At 61.9% G+C, this 20,231-nt stretch carries 13 protein-coding genes; 8 read left to right on the forward strand and 5 right to left on the reverse strand.

Annotation, left to right across the window (positions count from 1 at the left end; translation table 11 throughout):
* Nucleotides 1-20 precede the first annotated feature (20 nt).
* The 3 genes from TQ29_RS00720 to TQ29_RS00730 all read left to right on the forward strand — a co-directional run bounded on the left by TQ29_RS00720 (nucleotide 21) and on the right by TQ29_RS00730 (nucleotide 3,458).
* Nucleotides 21-677 (forward strand): rhomboid family intramembrane serine protease, encoded by a 657-nt coding sequence (locus TQ29_RS00720; protein WP_235974407.1) that lies wholly within the window; start codon nucleotides 21-23, stop codon nucleotides 675-677.
* Nucleotides 678-949: 272 nt separating this feature from the next.
* Nucleotides 950-2,218, forward strand: coding sequence for a nucleotide sugar dehydrogenase (locus TQ29_RS00725; protein ID WP_054537623.1), 1,269 nt, complete (start codon nucleotides 950-952; stop codon nucleotides 2,216-2,218).
* 28 nt (nucleotides 2,219-2,246) lie between these two features.
* The gene (locus tag TQ29_RS00730; RefSeq protein ID WP_054537624.1) at nucleotides 2,247-3,458 is read left to right on the forward strand and encodes a glycosyltransferase family 4 protein; all 1,212 of its coding nucleotides are present in this window, start codon (nucleotides 2,247-2,249) and stop codon (nucleotides 3,456-3,458) included.
* A gap of 17 nt (nucleotides 3,459-3,475) precedes the next feature.
* Here TQ29_RS00730 and TQ29_RS00735 read toward each other — a convergent pair whose 3' ends face one another.
* Nucleotides 3,476-4,252: a sulfotransferase family 2 domain-containing protein gene (locus tag TQ29_RS00735; RefSeq protein ID WP_054537625.1), complete on the reverse strand. Its 777-nt coding sequence runs from the start codon at nucleotides 4,250-4,252 to the stop codon at nucleotides 3,476-3,478.
* A 396-nt stretch (nucleotides 4,253-4,648) separates the two neighbouring features.
* Here TQ29_RS00735 and TQ29_RS00740 point away from each other — a divergent pair, with 396 nt between their 5' ends.
* Nucleotides 4,649-4,912 carry a hypothetical protein gene (locus TQ29_RS00740; RefSeq protein ID WP_037203623.1) on the forward strand — a complete coding sequence of 88 codons (264 nt, stop codon included), beginning with the start codon at nucleotides 4,649-4,651 and terminating at the stop codon, nucleotides 4,910-4,912.
* Nucleotides 4,913-4,915: 3 nt separating this feature from the next.
* On the opposite strand, the gene TQ29_RS00745 is transcribed toward TQ29_RS00740, so the two are convergent.
* Nucleotides 4,916-5,737: an esterase-like activity of phytase family protein gene (locus tag TQ29_RS00745; RefSeq protein WP_054537626.1), complete on the reverse strand. Its 822-nt coding sequence runs from the start codon at nucleotides 5,735-5,737 to the stop codon at nucleotides 4,916-4,918.
* A gap of 231 nt (nucleotides 5,738-5,968) precedes the next feature.
* Here TQ29_RS00745 and TQ29_RS00750 point away from each other — a divergent pair, with 231 nt between their 5' ends.
* Both TQ29_RS00750 and TQ29_RS00755 read left to right on the forward strand, forming a co-directional pair.
* The gene (locus TQ29_RS00750; protein ID WP_054537627.1) at nucleotides 5,969-7,393 is read left to right on the forward strand and encodes an oligosaccharide flippase family protein; all 1,425 of its coding nucleotides are present in this window, start codon (nucleotides 5,969-5,971) and stop codon (nucleotides 7,391-7,393) included.
* Nucleotides 7,394-7,406: 13 nt separating this feature from the next.
* Nucleotides 7,407-8,324 (forward strand): hypothetical protein, encoded by a 918-nt coding sequence (locus TQ29_RS00755; RefSeq protein ID WP_054537628.1) that lies wholly within the window; start codon nucleotides 7,407-7,409, stop codon nucleotides 8,322-8,324.
* 5 nt (nucleotides 8,325-8,329) lie between these two features.
* On the opposite strand, the gene TQ29_RS00760 is transcribed toward TQ29_RS00755, so the two are convergent.
* Nucleotides 8,330-10,720, reverse strand: coding sequence for a hypothetical protein (locus TQ29_RS00760; RefSeq protein ID WP_157445488.1), 2,391 nt, complete (start codon nucleotides 10,718-10,720; stop codon nucleotides 8,330-8,332).
* 264 nt (nucleotides 10,721-10,984) lie between these two features.
* Here TQ29_RS00760 and TQ29_RS00765 point away from each other — a divergent pair, with 264 nt between their 5' ends.
* Together TQ29_RS00765 and TQ29_RS00770 are read left to right on the forward strand one after the other, a co-directional pair.
* A complete protein-coding gene (locus TQ29_RS00765) occupies nucleotides 10,985-12,526 on the forward strand; it encodes a PKD domain-containing protein (protein WP_054537630.1) in 1,542 nt (513 codons plus the stop codon).
* Between the two features lie 153 nt (nucleotides 12,527-12,679).
* A complete protein-coding gene (locus TQ29_RS00770; RefSeq protein WP_162231801.1) occupies nucleotides 12,680-13,759 on the forward strand; it encodes a glycosyltransferase family 2 protein in 1,080 nt (359 codons plus the stop codon).
* Nucleotides 13,760-13,846: 87 nt separating this feature from the next.
* On the opposite strand, the gene TQ29_RS00775 is transcribed toward TQ29_RS00770, so the two are convergent.
* Together TQ29_RS00775 and TQ29_RS00780 are read right to left on the reverse strand one after the other, a co-directional pair.
* A complete protein-coding gene (locus TQ29_RS00775; RefSeq protein ID WP_054537632.1) occupies nucleotides 13,847-17,233 on the reverse strand; it encodes a LamG-like jellyroll fold domain-containing protein in 3,387 nt (1,128 codons plus the stop codon).
* Nucleotides 17,234-17,799: 566 nt separating this feature from the next.
* On the reverse strand, nucleotides 17,800-20,109 hold the full coding sequence (locus tag TQ29_RS00780) for a HAMP domain-containing histidine kinase (RefSeq protein ID WP_054537633.1): 2,310 nt from the start codon (nucleotides 20,107-20,109) through the stop codon (nucleotides 17,800-17,802).
* Nucleotides 20,110-20,231: the final 122 nt, after the last annotated feature.

Genomic DNA, 20,231 nt, shown 5'->3' on the forward strand with positions numbered 1-20,231 from the left:
TCTCACGCGATGATCGCGCGATGAACCTGTCCCCCGAAGCGCCGCATCACATGCGATCCCGCCGCCTTCCGATCGAAACACTGCCTGTGGTGCTGATCGTGATCTGCGCGCTGATCGAGCTTGTGCTGTCGGCCGCCGACCACGGGCTGATCTCTCCGGCACGGCTGCGCTATACCGCCTATGAATACGGCGGGTTCTGGCCCGGCCTGCTGCGCGACTGGAAGCCGAATTTCGCGGGCCAGCCGGTGCTGATGTATTTCACCTATGGCTTTTTGCACGGCGGCCCGGTTCATCTGATCGTCAACATGTTCACCCTGTATTCGCTTGGCCGTGCGGTGGTCGACCGGGTGGGGAACTGGCGCTTTTGCGTGATCTATCTGGTGGCGCTTCTGGGTGGGGCCGGGCTCTACGGGGTGTTGGCCAGCGGGCTGCAGCCGATGGTGGGCGCCTCTGGTGCGCTGTTCGGCCTGGCCGGTGCCATTGTCACCTGGAACTACGCCGATCGCCGCGCCTATAATCTGGGTCTCTGGCCGGTCGGGCGCGCGGTGCTGCTGTTGCTGGTGCTGAACCTGGTGCTGTGGTGGGCGATGAAGGGGCAGCTTGCCTGGCAAACCCATCTGGGCGGCTTTCTGGCGGGCGCCGCGGCGGCCTGGGTGCTGGGGCGAAATGAGCATTGAGCCCTCGGGGTCACGCCCCTGAAAATGGCGGAATTCACGAAACCGGCGGCGCTTGCGGCAGCCGGGCGGCAAAGAAGCGGCGGAACCGCGCCAACCGCGGGGTTTTTCTGTGAATTGGGAAGTTTGCCGTAGAAACCGTTACTTGCAACGATTAGCGTGCCCCGCAAAGAATGCGGAAGATGCAACGGGCCCGACCACAAGGGCCCGCGCCGCCGAGCAGAACATGTTGAACGAGTAGTGCCGGAAGGTATCGGACAAAAGGACGTTACAGGATGAAAGTCGTTATTCTGGGCCTGGGTTATGTTGGCTTCACCGCCGGCTGCTGCATCTCGAGCGAAGGGCACAGCGTCGTCGGTATCGACGTGAACCAGAAGAAGGTTGATGCCATCAACGCCGGCACCCCGCCCATCGTCGAACCGCAGGTCGGGGAGATGCTGAAAGATGCACTTGCCAAGGGGCTGTTCCGGGCCGACACCAAAATCGGCGACCATCTGGAAGACGCCGATCTGGCCATTGTCTGCGTCGGTACGCCCTCGGCGCCCGACGGATCGCATAACATGGGGTATATCGCCGATGTCACCTGGCAGATCGCCGAGGCGGTGAAACGCGCGGGCGCGGGCACGCTGTCGGTCGCCTATCGCTCCACCATCCGGCCCGGCACTGTCGAGGAGCTGATCCAGCCGATTTTCATCTCTGCCCTGGGCGAGGATTTCGAAAAGCGCGTCTCGCTGGTTTATAACCCGGAGTTTCTGCGCGAAGGGTCGGCGGTCAAGGATTACTTCCAGCCGCCCAAGATCGTTGTCGGCACCCGCGATGCCCAGCCCAACCCGGCGATGGAAACCCTGAACCGGAACATCGACGCGCCGACCTTTCACGTCGGCTTTCGCGAATCCGAGATCACGAAATTCGTCGACAACACATGGCATGCGGTCAAGGTGGCCTTTGCCAATGAAATCGGCCGTGTCTGCCTCGAATCCGGTATTTCAGCGCGCAAGGTGCATGAGATCTTCATCTCCGACACCAAGCTGAACATTTCACCCTATTACACCCGCCCCGGCGGGGCCTTCGGCGGCTCGTGCCTGCCCAAGGACGTGCGCGCGCTGCAGCATATCGGGGCCGATATCGGCGCCAACCTGCATCTGGTCGACAGCCTCATCCGCTCGAACGAGGCGCATAAACACGCGCTTTTCGCCTATGCCTGCGACGGGCTGGCGCCTGGCGCGCGCATCCTGATGGCCGGGCTTGCCTTCAAGGCCGGCACCGACGACCTGCGCGAAAGCCCGAATGTGGATCTGGCGCGCAAGCTTCTGAACGCGGGCTATCAGGTCGAGATCTTCGACCCCGCGATCGAGGCCGACATGCTGATCGGCGCGAACCTGGGCTATGCCTATAGCCACCTGCCCGCGCTCGAGCGCCTGCTTATTTCCAAGAAGGAAGCAGAAGCAAATACTTACGATAGAATTCTCGCAGCGAACGCCACGATTAGAGAGCTTAGCCTGACCGATGAATCAAACATTCGCGACCTCGGCACCCTCAACTGAGCCGGAGCCGGCCCCCGCCACCCCCAGAATGGATGCCGCCCGCGCCGCGAAGCCGCTGGCCGGGCGCCGTGTTCTGATCATTGTGGAAAACCTGCCGCTGCCCTTCGACCGCCGTGTCTGGCACGAATGCCGCACGCTGACGGCCGCGGGCGCGCAGGTTTCGGTGATCTGCCCCACGGGCAAGGGATACGAAGAGCGCTATGAGGAAATCGAGGGCGTGCATATCTACCGCCACCCGCTGCCGATCGACGCCAAGGGCGCCTCGGGCTATCTTCTGGAATATGGCGCCGCGCTCTGGCACGAGATGCGCCTGGCGCTGAAGATCGCGCGCAGGCACGGGTTTGACACGCTTCAGGGGTGCAACCCCCCCGATCTGATCTTTCTGATCGCCTGGCCGTTCAAGCTGTTCGGCAAGCGCTATATCTTCGATCATCACGACATCAACCCCGAGCTTTACGAGGCCAAGTTCAACCGGCGCGGCTTTTTCTGGAAGCTGATGGTGCTGTTCGAGCGGCTGAATTTCCGCACCGCCAATGTGGTGATCTCGACCAACGAATCCTACCGCGAGATTGCCCTGACCCGTGGCGGCAAGGCGCCGGAGGATGTGTTTGTCGTCCGCTCGGGGCCCGATCTGACCCGGCTGAAGCTGCTGCCCGCGAACCCGAAATGGAAAAACGGCCGCCAGTACATGGTCGGTTATGTCGGCGTCATGGGCGATCAGGAAGGGCTGGACCTGCTGCTCGCTGCTGCGCAGGATATCGTGCAGACCCGTGGCTACGACGTTCAATTCGTGCTTGTGGGGGGCGGCCCCGCCCGTGACGAGATCGAGGCGATGGCCCGCGATCTGGGGCTTCAGGATCACGTCACCTTCACCGGCCGCGCGCCCGACCATGATCTGTTCGAGGTGCTTTCCACCGCCGATGTCTGTGTGAACCCCGATCGGGTGAACCCGATGAACGACAAATCGACCATGAACAAGATCCTCGAATACATGGCGTTTTCCAAGCCCATCGTTCAGTTCGACGTGACAGAAGGCCGCCATTCCGCACAGGACGCTTCGCTTTACGCCAAGGCGAATGACACGCGGGACATGGCCGACAAGATCGTATCGCTGCTTGATGCCCCCGACACGCGCCAGGCGATGGGCGAGTACGGGCGCAAAAGGGTTCAGGCAGAGCTGAGCTGGGATCATCAGGTCGATACGTTGATCGACGCCTATCAGCGCGCTGCCCGCAAATAGTTCGGGCGGCCGGAGGGTTACATCCGCTGACGCCGCAGGTTGTCGCTCAGCCGGTTGACCAGCCGCCGGTGAAACGGCAGCACCCGCGAAAGCTCGGCGTCACGTTCGGCGATCACCTCGGGTGCCAGTAGTGGCGCCGGGGCCGTGGGGGCCGGGTTGCCCATCTCATAGGCGAACCGTTCGAAATCCTGCGCATAGATCGTGGCAATCAGCGCCAGATCGGCATCATCCGGCACCACCTTCACCGATTTGACCTTGGAAAAATCGCCGCGCTTGTTGGTATGCGGCACCGCGCGCGGCCCGGCCTTGCCGCCTGTCACCTCGTCGAACCAGGGCACCAGCGCATCCAGCCCGTGTTCGAGGTAAAACAGCTTTGCCCCCTCGGGCACCATTTCATTCATCGGACGCAGGTGGTTGTCATAGAGGAACGGTTGTTCCTCCATCTGCTCTGCCACGTTTATCAGCCAGTCGCTGAAGCTGACGTTCCGCGAGATTGTATTCTCCACCTCAAGCTGGAAGTGATAGGCGCTGACCACCCGCGCCACCGGATGGCGCACGATGGCAAAGCTGTGGTCGAAGAAGCCCTGCGGGAACATCCGGTTCAGCGTCTCGACATCCACATGCTGCGGCGAGGTTTTCGACCAGCGCTTGCGCTCGGGCACCGACAGAAAGCGGCGATCCTCGAAGGCCAGCGGGCCGAAGCGGTTGTTCAGATAGGTCTGCACCGCCGAGCCGCCGCATTTGGGAACATGGGCGAAAAAGATCAGCTTGCTGTCAGCGCGGATGATCGGCATCACATGGGTCCTGTCTGCTGCCGTTGCGGCATTGTTCCGGCCCGTTCGGGGCGCGTTGCTCGGGTTGCCGCCGAACACACGGCCGCACTCAGAGAGGATGCTAGAGGATGGATCGGCACGGGGAAAGCTCCGCTACTCGTAAACACCTGATAAATATCACTTTGATACAGAATTGTCACCGCCTCGCCGGTCGCTGCCGCCGCATGCGGCTTTGGGTGTAAGGTTTTGAAAAACATGTGTTTTGCAAGACAACCATGCTGGCTTTGCACGCGAAACCAACTGTTTCCGCACCCGTGGCACAGGGCAGCGCGCGGTGGGTTAGGGGCGCCTCAACCGATGCTTCCTAGGGTTCACGGGACCGGGCGCAGGGCCCGAGGCGATTAAGGAGCGAACCCAATGTCACTTGATGCATTCGATGGCCAGATGTCCGGCCTGCAAAGCCCGGCCACACGGATCGAGGAAATCATCCCCGACGACGCGACCGACCTTGCCCGCGTGACCCGCGCGCTGAATGTGGCGCAGGCCGGGCTGGTGCGGTTGATCACGCTCAGCGGCGACCAGAGCGATGTCTTCATCGGCGCCGGTGTGGCCTTTCCGATCCGGGCGACACGGGTGATGGCAACCGGTACCACCGCGACGGGTATTCGCGGGCTTTCGTGACACTCAGCGGGGCGGAAACGGCAGGGGGTATTCGTGCCGCGGGCCGGGCGCGGCCTCCGGCAGGCGAAATTCGATCAGCCTTGTGGGGCTGAGCGGGCTGAACCCATTATCGGTGATCAGCGTCAGTACCATCTGCCCCGTGTCATCGCGCCATGCGGCGATGCCTTCGGCATTGCCAAGCTTGCCCGCCGGGCTGGTGTAAAGCACGTCTGACAGCATGGCGTTCTCGGTCAGGGTGAGACGGCGGATGCGGAAGCTGAAGCCGGCCAGCAGGTTGAACCTGCGCTCGACCAAGTACAGCCGCCCGTCAGGGCCGAGGTCTGCGCCGGTGATGGCAAACCCGTCGGAGATCGGGAAGGCGAAGGGCCCGGCCCAACTTTTTCCGTCATAAAGGAATGCGGAGGTGCGGGTGCCTCTGCCCTTGCCTTCGACCCAGGCGGCGATGCGGCCGTCGGGCAGGGGGGCTATCGCCTCGAATGACTGGTTGCCGAACAGGCGGCGAAAGGCGTTCCAGTGATGGGTCGAGCGGGGTTTGGCGCCCGGCGCGGCATAGCGTTTCACCCGCGTATAGCTTTCGAACGACACCAGAAGGCTGCCATCGCGCAGGCGGGCGAGGTCTTCCGCATCGCGCTGAAAATCGGTGAACGGGGGGTCGCCCGGGCCCGACAGGGGATATTGCCCGGTAGGCGTGATCGCGCGGATCGCGCCGTTTTCGCGTGTGATCGTGCCGGTATAAAGCGTGCCGTGATCACTGACGGCCAGCAGCGATTTCCCATGATCCTCGACCAGAAGGCCGGAAAACCCGCCGAAGGTGTCGCCCTCCATCCGCCATTCGAAGACGTGCGGGCCGGTTTCGGGGGTAGCGGGGGCAGGGGCTGCGCCAAGGATCAACGCTAGCAGGGCGGGGGCAAGGCGGTGTTTCAGTTTGGCATCCTCGGGCGGCAATGTTGCATTGCGGCGGGCATTGTTACCCCGCTGTTCCTAGCATACGGATTTGCCTTGCAGCGAGACGAAAAACATTGACCCTCTGCGGCAGATTCCAGTTGGGTGAGTGCCATGTTAAAACCGGTTTTGCTGCTTGTTTCGGGAAACGCTTTCAGCTCGCTGATCCTGCTGGTGCGCAACCTGCTGGTGGCGCGTCTGATCAGCGTCGAGAACTACGGGATCGCCGCCACCTTTGCCGTCAGCATGGCCATTGTCGAGATGATGTCGCAGCTTGGCCTGCAGCAGATGATCGTGCAGGACAAGGATGGCGAGAACCCGGCGCTTCAGGCCGGGTTGCAGGGGTTTCAGGCGCTGCGCGGCACGATTTCGGGCGTCATCCTGTTTGTCATAGCGGATCCGCTGGCGCGGTTTCTGGGCATCCCCGAGGTCATTTGGGCCTATCAGCTCATGGCGCTGGTGCCGGTGCTGAACGGCTTTACCCATTTCGACGTGTTCCGCCTGCAGCGGCAGATGATCTATCTGCCGTTCATGATGACGATCTTCGTGCCCGCGCTGATTTCGGTTCTTCTGATCTGGCCGCTGGACCAGCTGTACGGCGATTACCGTGTCATGCTTTATGCGGTTCTGGCGCAGGGGGTGATGAAGCTGTTGACCTCGCATCTGGCGGCGCGGCAGCGGTATCGCTTGACGCTGGACAGGGCGGTCATGATGCGGGGGTTGAGCTTTGGCTGGCCGCTTCTGGTCAACAGCCTGCTGCTGTTTCTGGTGCTGAACGGCGAAAAGCTGGTGGTTGGGCGCGAACTGGGCATGTCGCAGCTTGCGCTGCTGGCGATGGGGTTCACCCTGACGCTGACACCCACGCTGGTTCTGGCGCGCAGTGTGCAATCGTTCTTTCTGCCGCAGCTTTCGGCCGCGCAGGACGAGGATGAACGGTTCCACGATATCGGCGCGGCCACTGTCGAGGCCAATATCCTGAACGGGCTGATACAGGTGGCGGCGGTGGCGCTGATCGGGCCGATCTTTGTGCAGACGGTTCTGGGCCCGAAATACGAGCCTATGATCCCGCTGCTGCTGTGGCTGGCCATCCTGCATGCGGTGCGGGTGTTCAAGGCGGGGCCGGCGGTGGTGGCACTGGCGCGGGCGAAGACGGACAATGCGATGTGGGCGAATCTGTTTCGCGCGGCCTCGCTTGCTGTTTCCTGGTATGCGACAATTCAGGGCTATGGGCTGATTGTCGTGATCTGGATCGCGACGACCGCGGAGCTCCTGGGTTTTTTCGTCTCGCTTTATCTGCTGAAAAAACGGATCGGTTTCCCGCTGCGGCGAGTGGGGGCCACCGCAGGCCTGGCGCTTGGCTTTCTTGGGGTCTACTTCGGCCACGGCTGGGTGGTTCAGATGCAACAGCCGCCGATGATCGATCCGCGTTGGACGGGCGGCGCGGCGGTTGTGCTGTTTATTCTGTGCCTTGCGTCGATGACCGCCTTGCGCGGTTTCGTGCTGCGGCGCAGAACCAGAGGCAAACGGCGGAACGGCTGAACGAGGAGTGCGGATGACATCGCCTGTGCTGATCCATATCGGCTATCACAAGACGGCCACAAGCTGGATGCAGCAGTTCCTGTTTCATCCCGAGAACGGCTATTTCCCGGTGGCCGATCATGCCGACGTGCACCGCCATGTCACCAGCCCGCATGGGCTGTGGTTCGATCCCGACGACATGCGCCGGCTGATCGCCGAACGCAGCGCTGCCGCCCCGCCGGGAACGCTGCCGGTGGTGTCGTCCGAGATCCTGTCGGGCAATCCGCATTATGGCGCGCATGAAAGCGATGTTTATGCCGAGCGGCTGAAACGGATCGCGCCGGAGGCGAAGATCCTGATTTCCATCCGCGCACAGATGCGGGTGCTGCCCTCGATCTACATGCAATATCTGCTGCGCGGCGGTACCCTGCCCCATGACCGGTATCTGGAGGGGGAGGCAGAAGTTGGCTATCTGGCGTTTTCGCCCGATCACTTCGCCTATGATCGGCTGGTCGCGCTCTATCAATCGCTGTTCGGGGCCGAGAACGTCTACATTCAGACGCAAGAGGCGCTGAAGGCGGATATGGATGGCGCCGTCCGGGCGATGGCGGCCGCCGTGGGGAATACCATGTTCCGCGCGCTTCCCGAACGGGCGGTAAAGGTACGCGCGCCGGGATATCCCGAATATGCTGCGCCGTTCCTCCGACGTGTGAACCACGTTCAGGCCGGGCCGATGAATGTGAACCCGATGATCGGTATCGCGGCGGACAGCCGGTTCTTGTACCGCGCCACCGGCTTTGCCTTGCGCCGGCCGCCGCTTTCGCTGTTGCTGAAGAACAACCGGCCGGTCAGCGATTACGTGAAGCGCCGGTTCAAGGGGCATTTCACGCAAAGTAATGCGCGGCTGGCGGAAATCTCCGCCAACCCGCTTGATCTGTCGGCCTATGGCTGAGGGGCTCAGCCCGCGTCGGCACCTTTCTTCCATGCGTCGGCGTTGACGGTGGCGGCTGTTCCCGAGATCTGCTTGTAGGGTGCGCCTGTCGGGGCTGACCCGTCGGGCATGGCAGATTTCCACGCCTTGAGGTGGGTAACCGTGCCCTCTGACTGGGATCCGCCCGAATTCGTCGCCAGAAACGACAGGTTGCGCGCGCTTGGGAATGTGCCGGAAGAGGTCAGCCCGGTGCGCGTCAGCACTTCGGCGCCGTCCACGAAGGCCCGGAAAGACCCGTTGGCCGGGTTGCTCAGATCAATGGCGATACGGATCGTGCGCTCGGTCGTGCCCGGGTCGGGGATGGTGCTGGATGTCTGGTTGCCCAGCAGCGTGGTGCCGGACCCGTCGGACAAGGTGCAGCGCAGAACGCCGCTGCCAGGCAGATATTCCACCTTCAGCGCGTTGCTCGAAAGGCCGAACAGCCGCTGCGCGCTGCCGCCGGTGATGGTCATCTTCGCCTCGAGCGTCAGGGTGGCGATGGTGCCGATCCCGGCCTGATCAAGAAAATAGGGGCCGTTGCCGCCCACGGTGAATTGAGCCGGCGCGGCCAGCGCGCTTCTGAACGTTGTTCTGGTTTTTAGCGGCAGCGCTGCAAGCCCGGCCTGTCCGACATCGGCAACCGGACGGTTCAGATAGTAATCGTCCAGGTAATCATCGGGCCATTGCTGCCAGCCGGGCAGGGCGCCGAACCCGTCTTCCACCGAAGAGGCATAGGTGAAGACGCCGCTGTTGGGGCTGACCCGCACCCCCGAAAAACCAGAGCCGCCGGCATTGGCCACGATCACCGCGTTTTGCGCCGGTTCGCCGCCGATCGTCATACCCATGACCTCGGCCCGGTGGGCAAAGGTGGCGGGCATGGCGGGCAGGCCGCGGCGCAGGCGTTCGGTGGTGATGTCATGGCCATCCATCCACAGGTCCACATAGCTGCCATCCGGCGCCCAATAGCTGCGGTCAAACGCGGGCACTGGCCAGGACACCAGACCGGCGGATTTCAGAATGGCATTCGCCCCCAGCCGGGCCAGACGTTCCAGCCCGTCCTTGGTGTAGGACGAAGCATGCGAGGTATCCGTCCATTGCGTGCCGGCGGGGTCATAGACATTGTCGCCGGCATGGGGATAGCCGCGGTCTATGTCGCTCATGCCGAGGCTGTGGGGCAGGAACATGCTGAAATTCGGATTGCTGCCAAGCGCGATCCAGCTGGCGACAAGGGCTTCGTAATTGTCATCGTTCGAATCGGAATAGCCGGTCTGCGACACCGTGGTTCCGCGCCCGTGCGGGCCGATCAGGGCAAAGCGGGTGTGGGCGAAATCGTAAAGCTCTGTGAAATTATGGTGCAGCGGAAAGGACAGGCCCTTGCCTGTGGTCGTGAAGGTGGCCGACGGGCCGGTTCCGGCGGCGCTTCCATCCAGCCGTTTGCCCGTGACGATGGCGGCGACAATCTCGGCGTAGTCGCCTGCGGTCTGCAGCTCGGAGGCGATCCACGAAGACGTGACGATGCCCACGTCCTGCCCCTCGGCCAATGCGAATTGGTGCAGCGCCAGATCATCCGACCACAGGCGCGTGCTGTCATTGTCGTTGACCAGTTGCCGCCAGCCGGTGCCAGATTGGGTATGGGCGATTACCGCCAGTTTCAGCCCCGGCAGTGCCTCGAGAAACGTGTTGGCAAAGGCCACGGCGGCGGCGCTGAGCGGGCTGGCATCGCTCAGATAGGTAACGGAGGGTGTGGCGCCGCTGCGGGTGAAGATCTGCACCGCGTTTTCGTCAAGCAGCGGGTCGGGCGGGGTGTTGCTGAAGCTTGCGTTGAAGATCCGGTCCCAGTTCGACTGCTCCCAGAACGAGATGATCAGCCCCGCGCCGAACCGGTTCGCGCCCTGCGCGGTCACGGTCGGCTGTGCCTTGATGCGCACTTCGGGCAGGTACCATGACGGGTTGCGCGGCGCGACCAGCGTGCCAGACCAGTTGCCACCCGCGTCGATCGTGGCAATGTCGACCCAGGCGGTAGAGCTTGCCCCGGCATCATCGGTGGAAACGCCGCGCGCCTGTACCACCTCGCCGCTGGTGCCGGTGCCCGAAAGCGGCACGCTGGCGCCATCCTGGCCAAGCGCCAGGCCGCTGTCGAAAACGGTCATGTCGCGGGTGAACTCATTCAGCGTCAACTGTGCCGTCACCGGCGGGGCCTGCGTGGCAGAGGCCCCCGGGCCGATCGCCAGCCCCATCATTATCATCATTGTCAGTACCTTCCATGCGCCGCAGCGCACAGCCGTCCTGGCCAGGCTGACAAAGACCGCGAGGCAGGCGCGGACGATCAGCGCAGGATGCGGGCAGGGGATGGCTGGGGCGCGCGGTTTGAAACTCAATTTGCCGCTCCGGAAAAGGTACAGATCGTCTTTGGCATTTTCCGCCCGCTTGCTCAAGCGTCATGCCCTTTGTCGCTGGTGTCGCGGCACCTTTCCGAAGCAGGGAAAGCCTGCCCGCGATGTCCGAAGGAAGGGCTAAGCCACAGGCTTTTGCCTTCACGGAATCTTAATGCGGTTTTCGCCGGGCGTGGCCGTCTGCCCCTGTGATCGGGCCGCAAACCGGGTTAGGCTGCGGCGTGCAGGGTGTTGGTTGAGATAGGTGATATGGTGTTCAGTCGTTTTTTGTTTTCGTTGTCTCTGGGCTTTGCGCTTTTCGCCGCCGGTTCGGCCGGCGCCGGCTGTGCGGGGGGACAGCCCGTGGCCGATGCCGGGGCGCTGGCCAAGGCCCTGCGGGGCGCCGACGGGGACACCGTGCTGGCGCTTGCCCCCGGTGATTACGGCGCGCTGTCGCTCAGCGGCAAGCAGGCGGGCTGGAAGGGCCGGGTAACGCTCTGCTCGGCCGATCCGGCGCGGCCGGCGCGGTTTTCCGGCGTAGCCCTGAGCAATGTGTCGAACCTGAGTTTCGAGGATCTGCTCTTCGACTACGTCTATACCTCTGGCGACACCACCGACAGCAGTACGCCATTCCGCGTTTCCGGGGGGGAAGGGATCAGTTTTTTGCGGGTGCATTTCGACGGCGATCTCGCGACCGACGGACCGCCCGAGCAAAAGGGCTTTCCCATCGCGCGGGGTCTGTTCGTGCGTAACGCCCGTGACATCCGGGTAGAAGACAGCGTGTTCGAAAGGTTCTATCGCGGGGCCGTGTTCAACATGGTCGACGGCGTGATCTTCCGGGGCAACGATGTGCACACGATCCGTTCGGACGGGCTGAACCTCGTGGCGCTGCACGGCGCGCTCATCGAGCGGAACCACTTTCACGATTTCGCCCGGTCGCTGCAGTCGAAGGACCATTCCGACATGATCCAGATGTGGACCCGCAGCACCAGCCGCCCGAGCGTGGATATCACGATCCGCGGCAACCGTTTCAACTCCGGCAGCGGCTATTACACCCAGTCGATCTTTCTGCGCAACGAGATGGTCGACAGCCGCGGCGCGGGTCGGGACATGTGGTATCGCAACATCACGATCGAGGATAACGCAATCATCAACGCCCAGCTTCACGGTATCACGGTGGGCGAGGTGGTCGGCCTGACCATCCGCAACAACAGCGTTCTGCGCAGCCGGGCATCGGCCCATCCGCAGAAAAGCGGCGATGTCACCATCCCGCGCATCTCTGTCAAGCCACGCGCCGAGCAGGTGACCATCGCGGGCAATGTCGCGCTGGCGGTGCCCGGCGGCGGCGGCCGGCCGGACTGGACCGTGCAGAACAACATCACCGTGCAGGACAAGGCGCCGGGCCAGCCGGGCTATTACACCGAGGCCTTCGTCGCGCCGCCCGAGGATTCGCCGGCCCGTTTCGCGCAGTTTCAGGTGCTTCCGGGCGGCATTCTGGACGGGGCGCAGGCCGGCGCGCCGATGCTGGCCTATGATCCGGCGCCGCCGCAGGTCACGCCACTGATCCGGGCAGTGCCGGTGCGGGGGCTGCGCAGCTTCACCTTCGACGCGGGCTTCAGTGCCGGGCCGGACGGGCCGCTTGCGGATCAAGGGGCCACGTTCGACTGGCGGTTCAGCGATGGGGCCACGGCGCAGGGGGTAAGCGTGGCGCATCAGTTCGCACGGGGCGGGCGGCAAAGCGCCATGCTGACGATAACATCGGGGAATCGGCAGGTTTACGCCACCCAGTTGGACATTATCGTGCCAAACTGAAACAATCCAAGGTGGTGAGCCAGGTATTGTTGCGGCCGGAACAGGTCTTTGTGAGAAACGCCCGGCTGTGTTGATTTATCAGGAAAAATGGCTGATCACTGCGGTGGGGTGGGTGTGTTAGAGAGTGGTCCAAGGCAAGAAATGCGGAAGCCGGTGCTTGGTGTCGTTATCGTCACCTACAATTCTGAAGATATCATCCTGGACTGCCTCGAAAGCCTGCTGTCGAGCGGCGATCCGGATTTGCGCATTGTCGTGGTCGACAATGCCTCGCCCGATGCAACGGTTTCGCGGCTGCGTGAATGGGCAGCCGGCACCGCGCCCTATACACCCCCGGCCGACAGCCCGTTTTCATTCGTTCCGGCGCCCAAGCCGCTGGCCCTGATCGAAGGCCAGCGCGGCATGGCGCCCGACAGATCGGCCGATGTAACGCTGCTGCATTCGGGGCGCAACGCGGGCTATGCGGGCGGTGTGAACGCGGGGCTGGCCTATCTGGCCCAGTTCGAAGAGGTCGACGATTTCTGGATACTCAACCCCGACAGCATGGTGCCCGGCGCCTCCATCGCCGCGCTCAAGCAAAAGCTGGCCACGGTGGGCGAATACGGGATGATCGGCGGCCGGGTGAACTATCTGGAACGGCCTGACCGGATTCAGATCGACGGCGGCACGATCAGCCTGAACACCGGGGTCACCGGCAATATCAATCTGGGAAAATCGCACCGCGAAACGCCGCCGCCCGATGCCGGGCAGCTTGATTTCATCACCGGCGCCAGCCTTGTCGCGTCGCGCAAGTTCTATGAAACCGTTGGTCCGATGATCGAGGATTACTTCCTCTACTACGAAGAGGTTGACTGGGCGTTGCGGCGCGGTGATCTGCCTTTGATCTATTGCGACGGGTTTGTGGCCTATCACCGCGCGGGCACGTCGATCGGCTCGCCCACCTTTGGCCGCATCGCCTCGCCGTTTTCGCATTACTTCAAATACCGCAGCCGGATGATGTTTCTGCGCCGGTTGCGCCCGTGGAGGCTGCCGCTTGGTTATGGCTACGCGATGGCGAAAGCCGCGCAGATCATGGTCAAGGGTCACGCGCCCGAAGCCTGGGCGGTTGTCGCCGCTGTGAACGGGCTGGCGCCGCCCCGCAATGTGCGCGGTGTGCTGTCGCCCGATACGGCGGAATATGTGTTCGGCCGGTCCGCCGGCAAGGATACCGGCAAGACCCAGCATATGCGGTCCTGAGCGCCGGCGCGGCTTTTGCTGCATGCGGCATGAAAAAACCGGCCCCACCATCTGGCGGGGCCGGCTTTCGTTACGCGGCCGAGGGACTTAGCCGAGGAACAGATCGGTGATCTGGTCGGAAGGAAGTTCCGATGCGAAACCGAAATTGTCGATATTCCCTTCGATGCTGCTGTGCCACGAGTTGCCGATGGACAGGCCCCAGCGGCTTTGGTCCGCGGTCGGGCCGGTGACATTGTTGAGCACCGTGAGCTCGTCATCGATCTCCATCGAAAGGGTGGCCGTGGCGCTGTCATAGGCGATCGTGGTGTCATGCCAGGCGGTATCGTCGAAGCTGGCCGACTGGCTGGTCAGATGATAGCTGCCGGTGCTGGTCACGAGCTTGACGTGCAGGTAGCCCTGATCGTCGATCACCGTGTCCATGATCTTGTGCTGGTCCAGAAGCTGGCCGCCCGAGTTCATGTTGGTGCGCTGGAAGTCGAAGCTGATGGCAAAGCTGTCGACCGCGCTCATGTCCAGTTCGCCGCGGTTGTAGCCGATGCTGTTGCTGCCATTCAGGTGATAGGCGGTGCCATCCACCCCGGTGGCATATTCGGCGATACCACCCATCTTGCGGAAGCTGGTTGTGCTGACCACCTCGTCGAAAACCGTGTTTTCGAACGACAGGAACGATTGCGGCACGAAATCGGTATCGACGGTCGCAACCGAGCTGCCGGTGCCACCGGCGACCTGAACATCCACTGCGGCGTTGTTGTAGTAGTGGAAATCCTCAAACGTTCCGTCCAGCGAGGCGTTCCAGGTGTTGCCCAGCGTCAGACCCCACTTGGAGACATCGGTCGTGGTACCGGTTGCCGTGGTCTGCGCCTGGACTGTGCCATCCACCTCGATCTGCATGACGCCAAGCTGGCCATCAAAGACCAGGGCGATGTCATGCTCGCCCGCCGCCGCATAGACGGGTTCGGAAGAACGCACCTGAAAATCGCCGTCCGAGGTTGTCAGGCTGAAGTTGATATGCCCCTGGCTGTCCACCTTCGCCGTCAGGCTGCGGTGCATGTGCAGGAACACGCCGGTTTCGCCATCCTGAAGGGTTTCAAGCTGCAGCTCGATCCGGAAATTATCCTGGCCGTACAGGAAGCTGTTGTCGCGCGACAGCTTGTACTGGCTGCTGCTGTCCAGATCATATTCGACATCGCTTGCGGTGGAATCCTGCAAGATGGCATTCACCGTGGGATCGAATGTCGTGGTCGGGCTGGTCGGAGTTGTCGGTGCCGGCGCCGGGCTTGTCGGCGTGTCGGTGTCGGAGGTGTCCGTCGGCGTGGTTGGCGCCGGTGCCGGTGCGGGCGCAGGGGCCGGAGCGGGGGTCGGAGCGGGCGTTGGTGCCGGCGCTGGTGCCACCGGCACAGAGCCGCCCGTCGAGGACCATCCGCCGATCGGCTGGGTCGTCATCACGAAATTGTCGACCACGCCTTTCGCGGTTGCCGACCAGGGATCGCCGATGTTCAGCCCCGTGCTGCTCGTGCCCGCAGTGGACCCGCTGGCGCTGGTGCTGCCGACCACTGTGTTATCGACCAGAAGCTCCAGCTTGCCTGCGGCGGAATCGTAGGAGATATCGATATCGTGCCAGGCGGTATCGGACAGGGTGCCGGCGCCGGTGGTAATCTGGAACTTGCCCTGATCGGTCGTCAGCTTGTAATTCAGCGAGCCGTCGGCACGGACAAACAGATCCATCGTGCCGTTCATCCGGATCAGGCCGCCAGCCTCGCCGACGCTGTCCAGCTTGTAGTCGAACCCGAGCGAGAATGCCTCGAGATCGAAAAGCTGAAGGTTGCTGTTGTCGATCTTGATCAGGCTGTTGCCATCAAGATGAAAGCCCTTGCCCTGCGCGCCGCTCTGAAACGCGGTGCCGCTGGGATCGGTGATCAACACGCGGGAGCCCCAGTAAGAGCTGTCCTGATTGCCGTTCTCGAAATCGAGGCTGACGATATCGTTGCTGCGCACCCCGATGATCCGGGCCACGGTTTCCGACACGCCGCCGGCGGTGGTGACTGTCAGGGCCACAACATGGTCGCCGGCCGAGGCGAAGGTCGGCGCGACTGTCGCGCCGGACATCTGGCTGCCATCGGCGAAGGTCCAGGTGAAGGTCGCCGTTGCCGGGTCGATGGGGGTGCCATCCGTCAGCGTATGCGCCGCGGTCAGTTGTACGGTCTGGCGGTCGGGGCCGATTTCGCTGGCCGATATCGTCGCTTCCAGCGGCGCGGTGGAGCTTGTGCTCCAGCTCGCGCTGGCGCCATAGGTGCCATCCGGCGCGCTGCCGCTGATGAAGCGCAGATCGCGCGCTTCCAGATCGCCTTCGCCCGACAGGTTGACGATGATGTTGTCAACATAGTTGGTGGCGTTGGGATTGGTATAATCCAGGATCAGGTTGTTGGCGGACACGTTCGTGCCGTTGACCGAGATGTTGCCAACCACGTTGTTGTAGACCGTGCTGTTGCTCGTATTGCTCAGATCGATCGCCGGCACACGGCTAACCGCGCTGCTGCTGTTGGTCGTATAGGTGACCGAGCTCTCGTTCTGCAGGACCGTGTTGTTGTAGATCTGCACGTTCTGCGTATCGCCCACCGTGATCCCGTGCTTGGAGCTGTTGTGGACCACGTTGTCGAAGATGCGGATATCCTGGAAATAGACCTGGTTTGTCTTGAACGATTCGTTGTGCATGAAGATCGACTGGGTGCCGGCCCCGCCGCCCGAATCGAGGAAGTTGCCGCTGATTTCCACGTTGGTGGTCACGAGCTTGGCGTTGGTGCCCCAGATCTGGATCATGTCCGAATGGTTTTCGGTCTGCACCGAACCATAGAAATCATGCATGTAGTTGTCGGCGATCACGGCGTTCTGAATGCCACCGGCGCGGAAACCATCGCCCTGGACGCCTGAAATCTCGTTGTTCGAGAAATCGAGCCCGACAACCTCAAGGAAGGTCGTGGCATGATAGTAGTCGGTCATCGTGTTGTGCGAAAAGGTGATGTCCTGCGAATTGCGGACCATCACACCGTTGCCGCCCAGCGTGACATTGCCGGCCCCGTCGACATAGCCGTCGGCGACGCTGTCCATGTTGTTGTTGACGAACTCGATATGGTTCGAGTTCCAGATGTTCAGATCGCGTGTCGACAGATCGCGCGAAGCGACGATGGCCGAACTGTCCATCTCGATCTCGGTGACCGTGATATAGGCGCAGCGGGTCATGGTGATGGTTTCGAACACCGGCGGGGTCGCAGGATCCAGCCCCTTGATCAGGACGGGGTTGTTCGCGTCACCGACATCGGTTGCCGTCATGGTGTATGGCCCGAAGTTGCCATCGACGAGGATCGTGCCTCCGCCGTTTGTCGTCAGTGTCTGAATTGCGGCGTTCAACTCTTGCGAGCTTGTGACGGTGATCGTCGCGGCCTGATGTTCTGCATATGCTGTGTACAGCTGGCTCATGCTGTTCTTTCCGCTCTTGTGCGCCCCGGAAACCCAGTGTTTCCTCAGGGAGGATTAGGTTGATAGCAGTGACAAAGGCCTCCATAGCCCTGGCCAGAAGCATCGCTTGGCTGCAGGGTTTGGAAACGACCGTTGAAAAACCGCCGGATCGTGTACGAATTTGAACTCAGGAATCTGGTCTACATGTGGCCTACTTCGGGCGACCACGGCGCTAAGGTGGCAATCATGAGGCAAACCTTAACAACAATCGAAAAACCGGAACGATTTGGGCCGGATCATGCCCGGCGGGCGTTTTGCGTGCGCAGAAGATTGCTCACCGAGTCGGTAAGCCGCCGACTTGGATTCAGAATAGGCAGTTGGTGAATCGTGAGCGGCCAGAGGCGATTCTTCGGGGCGCACAGTGTAACGGCATGGCGAAAGGCGTTGCGCCTGCGCGCGCTACATGCCGTGAATGCTGTGGAAACAGGGCCGGAAAGCGCGGAGCCGTAGCTCTTGCACCTTTCAGGCAGCGCCCCGCACCGTCGGGCGAGGGGAGCAGCCGAGCGACGTCCGGCGAGCTTGCGGCGTCAGTCGCAGGAGTAGACATCCAGCGGCCTGGTTTTCGCGTCCGCCAGCATCTCTAGCTCAAAAAAGAAGGTTGTCCCGCGTTTCTCCTGCGTGACAAAGCCGATGGTGCCGCCATGCAGTTCCACGATCTTCTTGGCAATTCCCAGCCCGAGGCCCGATCCGCCCTTCTTGCGCTGGCTCGACGAATCCGCCTGTGTGAAGCGGTCGAAGATTGTCGCCTGCGCCGCTTCGGGGATCCCGCAGCCATTGTCTTTGACCGATACGCGGACGGTTCCCTTTTGCGTATCCTGGCTCAGGGAGATCCTGATCTCGCCTCCCTTTTCGGAAAACTTGGCCGCATTAGACAGAAGGTTGGCCATGACCTGCATAAGCCGGTCGCCATCCCCGTTCACCAGAACGGGTTCGTGCGCGCCCGAGCGAATGAAAGAAACACCGTGTTCCGCGGCATAACCCTTGTTGGCCTGAATCGACGCCCTGACGAGCAGGGCAAGATCCATGGGTTCGGGTGCGATGTCCATTTTCCCCGAACCGATCCGCTCCATATCCAGAATGTCGTCGATCAGCCGGCGCAGGCGTTCGCTGTTCTTGTAGGCGATATCCAGAACCTCTTGCGTCTTGCCCGGTTTGTCTTTCAGCGCACCGCCCCGCAACAGGCCAAGCGCGCCCTTGATCGACGTGAGCGGTGTGCGAAGCTCATGGCTGACGATGGAGATGAATTCTGTCTTTGCCCTGTCGACGGCCTCTTGCTCCGTGATGTCGCGCAATATGCCGATAAAGCGCCGGCGCCCGTCCAGCACCAGTTCGGTAACGGTCAGCTCTGCGGGGAATTCACTTCCGTCGCGGCGAAGTCCGGTTTCTCTGCGGCCTTCCCAGGCGATCTTTTTTTCGCCGGAGCTGTCGTATCTTTTCAGATAGGCATCATGCTTTTCGCGATGGGGTGCGGGCATCAACATGCTGATGTTTTTCCCGATAACCTCTTCCGGCGCATATCCGAAAATTCGCCCGCATGCCGGATTGAAGCTGTCGATAATGCCGGTCTCGTCAATCATGACGATCCCCTCACCGATGTTGGAGATGACCGAACGCAATTTGGATTCGTTCTCGACATGGCTGTCGGTCAATGCCTGAAAGGCCCTTGCCAGCTTTCCGACCTCGTCAGCTGTCCCCACCGGCAACTCGAGGCGGGCGTTGTCTTCCTTTGACTTCGTGACCTTGTCGGTAAGCTGTTCCAGCGGAGCCATGAGCCTGCGCGACAGAACCGAGGTCGCGCCGAGGGTCACGAGCAATAGGGCGATGGTGAGCATCATACCGTCACGGCGGATCGCGAGGGCGCCGCTCAGAAGCATATCCCGCGGAATCTGAAGCATGACCGAAAGGGTTTCGTCCGGCTCGTCCTCGTTCACGTTGACGCGCACGAAGTAGGAAATGTTCTGATCGTCGATAAAGGAGTCTTCGCCGGCCTCGGAATTCAGGATTGTATCGACGACCGCCGGAGGCGGTATGGTATAGGCGTCATGGAACTCGAGGCCGGCAATCGTTCCGTCGGTTTCATATTTCAGATAGTCCCCCGCATTGTTGACAACGAAAACACTGTCATTTCGGATGACGCCAGTGAATGCGTGAGACAGAAGCTTTTCATAATCGGCATTCATCACGATCAGGCCGAACGGGTTGTGGTATTCGTCGAACACCGGCAGCACCGCGCGGATGGTGACGATCCGGGGCAAGGAGATCTTTCCGTTTTCCCGATTATAGGTGACATCGGAAAACGAAACCTTGTGCCCGTGATGCGGGCTGGTGTTCAGTTCGTGATCGAGATGCGCTGTCGCCTCCTGAAAATAGGGCTCCGCGTGTTTTTCCTGAAGATTTTCCTTGGGCGTGCGTATGATTACGTCCCCCTGACGTTCCACACGCACCAGTTCGCGCCCGTTGTCTTTCAGTCCGATCAGCCGCGCCTGGGTGTAATAGGGGCGTGTCTCGAGAAGCGCGGTGAAGAGCGAGGCCAATGCCTCGCGCCGGTCAGTCTGAGGGCGGTGATCGATATTGCCGGTGTTGGAAAGCCGTCGCTGCACCACGGCCTGAAACGACGGCGAGACCGAAACCATGAGCAGATCGCTTTTCATCTGGTCATGCACGTTCTTGAACCGCAGGGCCATCAGCCGCGTTTCACCGTTCAGGCCTTCGACAGCGATATCAAGCGTGTTTCTTACAGTCCGGATATAGCTGAATGCACCGATCACGGCTGCCGAAGACACCACAGTCAGGCAGGTAAGGAGAATGATTCTCGCACGCAGCGATTGCATTTGCATCGTGTTTCATGTCCTGCATTGCGACTTCCGGTTGCTGCAACGTGGCGTGGCGCGAGCTCGAAAGATATTGCCGGGGTCTGCTGCTCTTAAGTTTGGAAGGCCTTGGCGGCTTGTCTGTTCGA

The sequence above is a fragment of the Actibacterium sp. EMB200-NS6 genome, from assembly GCF_001305615.1.
Lineage (GTDB): Bacteria > Pseudomonadota > Alphaproteobacteria > Rhodobacterales > Rhodobacteraceae > Actibacterium_A > Actibacterium_A naphthalenivorans.

Bases quoted from the DNA above. Each gene is read 5' to 3' on its own strand.
- TQ29_RS00720 (WP_235974407.1), top strand. From the start codon at position 21: ATGAACCTGTCCCCCGAAGCGCCGCATCACATGCGATCCCGCCGCCTT.
- TQ29_RS00725 (WP_054537623.1), top strand. From the start codon at position 950: ATGAAAGTCGTTATTCTGGGCCTGGGTTATGTTGGCTTCACCGCCGGC.
- TQ29_RS00730 (WP_054537624.1), top strand. From the start codon at position 2,247: ATGGATGCCGCCCGCGCCGCGAAGCCGCTGGCCGGGCGCCGTGTTCTG.
- TQ29_RS00735 (WP_054537625.1), bottom strand. From the start codon at position 4,252: ATGCCGATCATCCGCGCTGACAGCAAGCTGATCTTTTTCGCCCATGTT.
- TQ29_RS00740 (WP_037203623.1), top strand. From the start codon at position 4,649: ATGTCACTTGATGCATTCGATGGCCAGATGTCCGGCCTGCAAAGCCCG.
- TQ29_RS00745 (WP_054537626.1), bottom strand. From the start codon at position 5,737: ATGGAGGGCGACACCTTCGGCGGGTTTTCCGGCCTTCTGGTCGAGGAT.
- TQ29_RS00750 (WP_054537627.1), top strand. From the start codon at position 5,969: ATGTTAAAACCGGTTTTGCTGCTTGTTTCGGGAAACGCTTTCAGCTCG.
- TQ29_RS00755 (WP_054537628.1), top strand. From the start codon at position 7,407: ATGACATCGCCTGTGCTGATCCATATCGGCTATCACAAGACGGCCACA.
- TQ29_RS00765 (WP_054537630.1), top strand. From the start codon at position 10,985: ATGGTGTTCAGTCGTTTTTTGTTTTCGTTGTCTCTGGGCTTTGCGCTT.
- TQ29_RS00775 (WP_054537632.1), bottom strand. From the start codon at position 17,233: ATGAGCCAGCTGTACACAGCATATGCAGAACATCAGGCCGCGACGATC.
- TQ29_RS00780 (WP_054537633.1), bottom strand. From the start codon at position 20,109: ATGCAAATGCAATCGCTGCGTGCGAGAATCATTCTCCTTACCTGCCTG.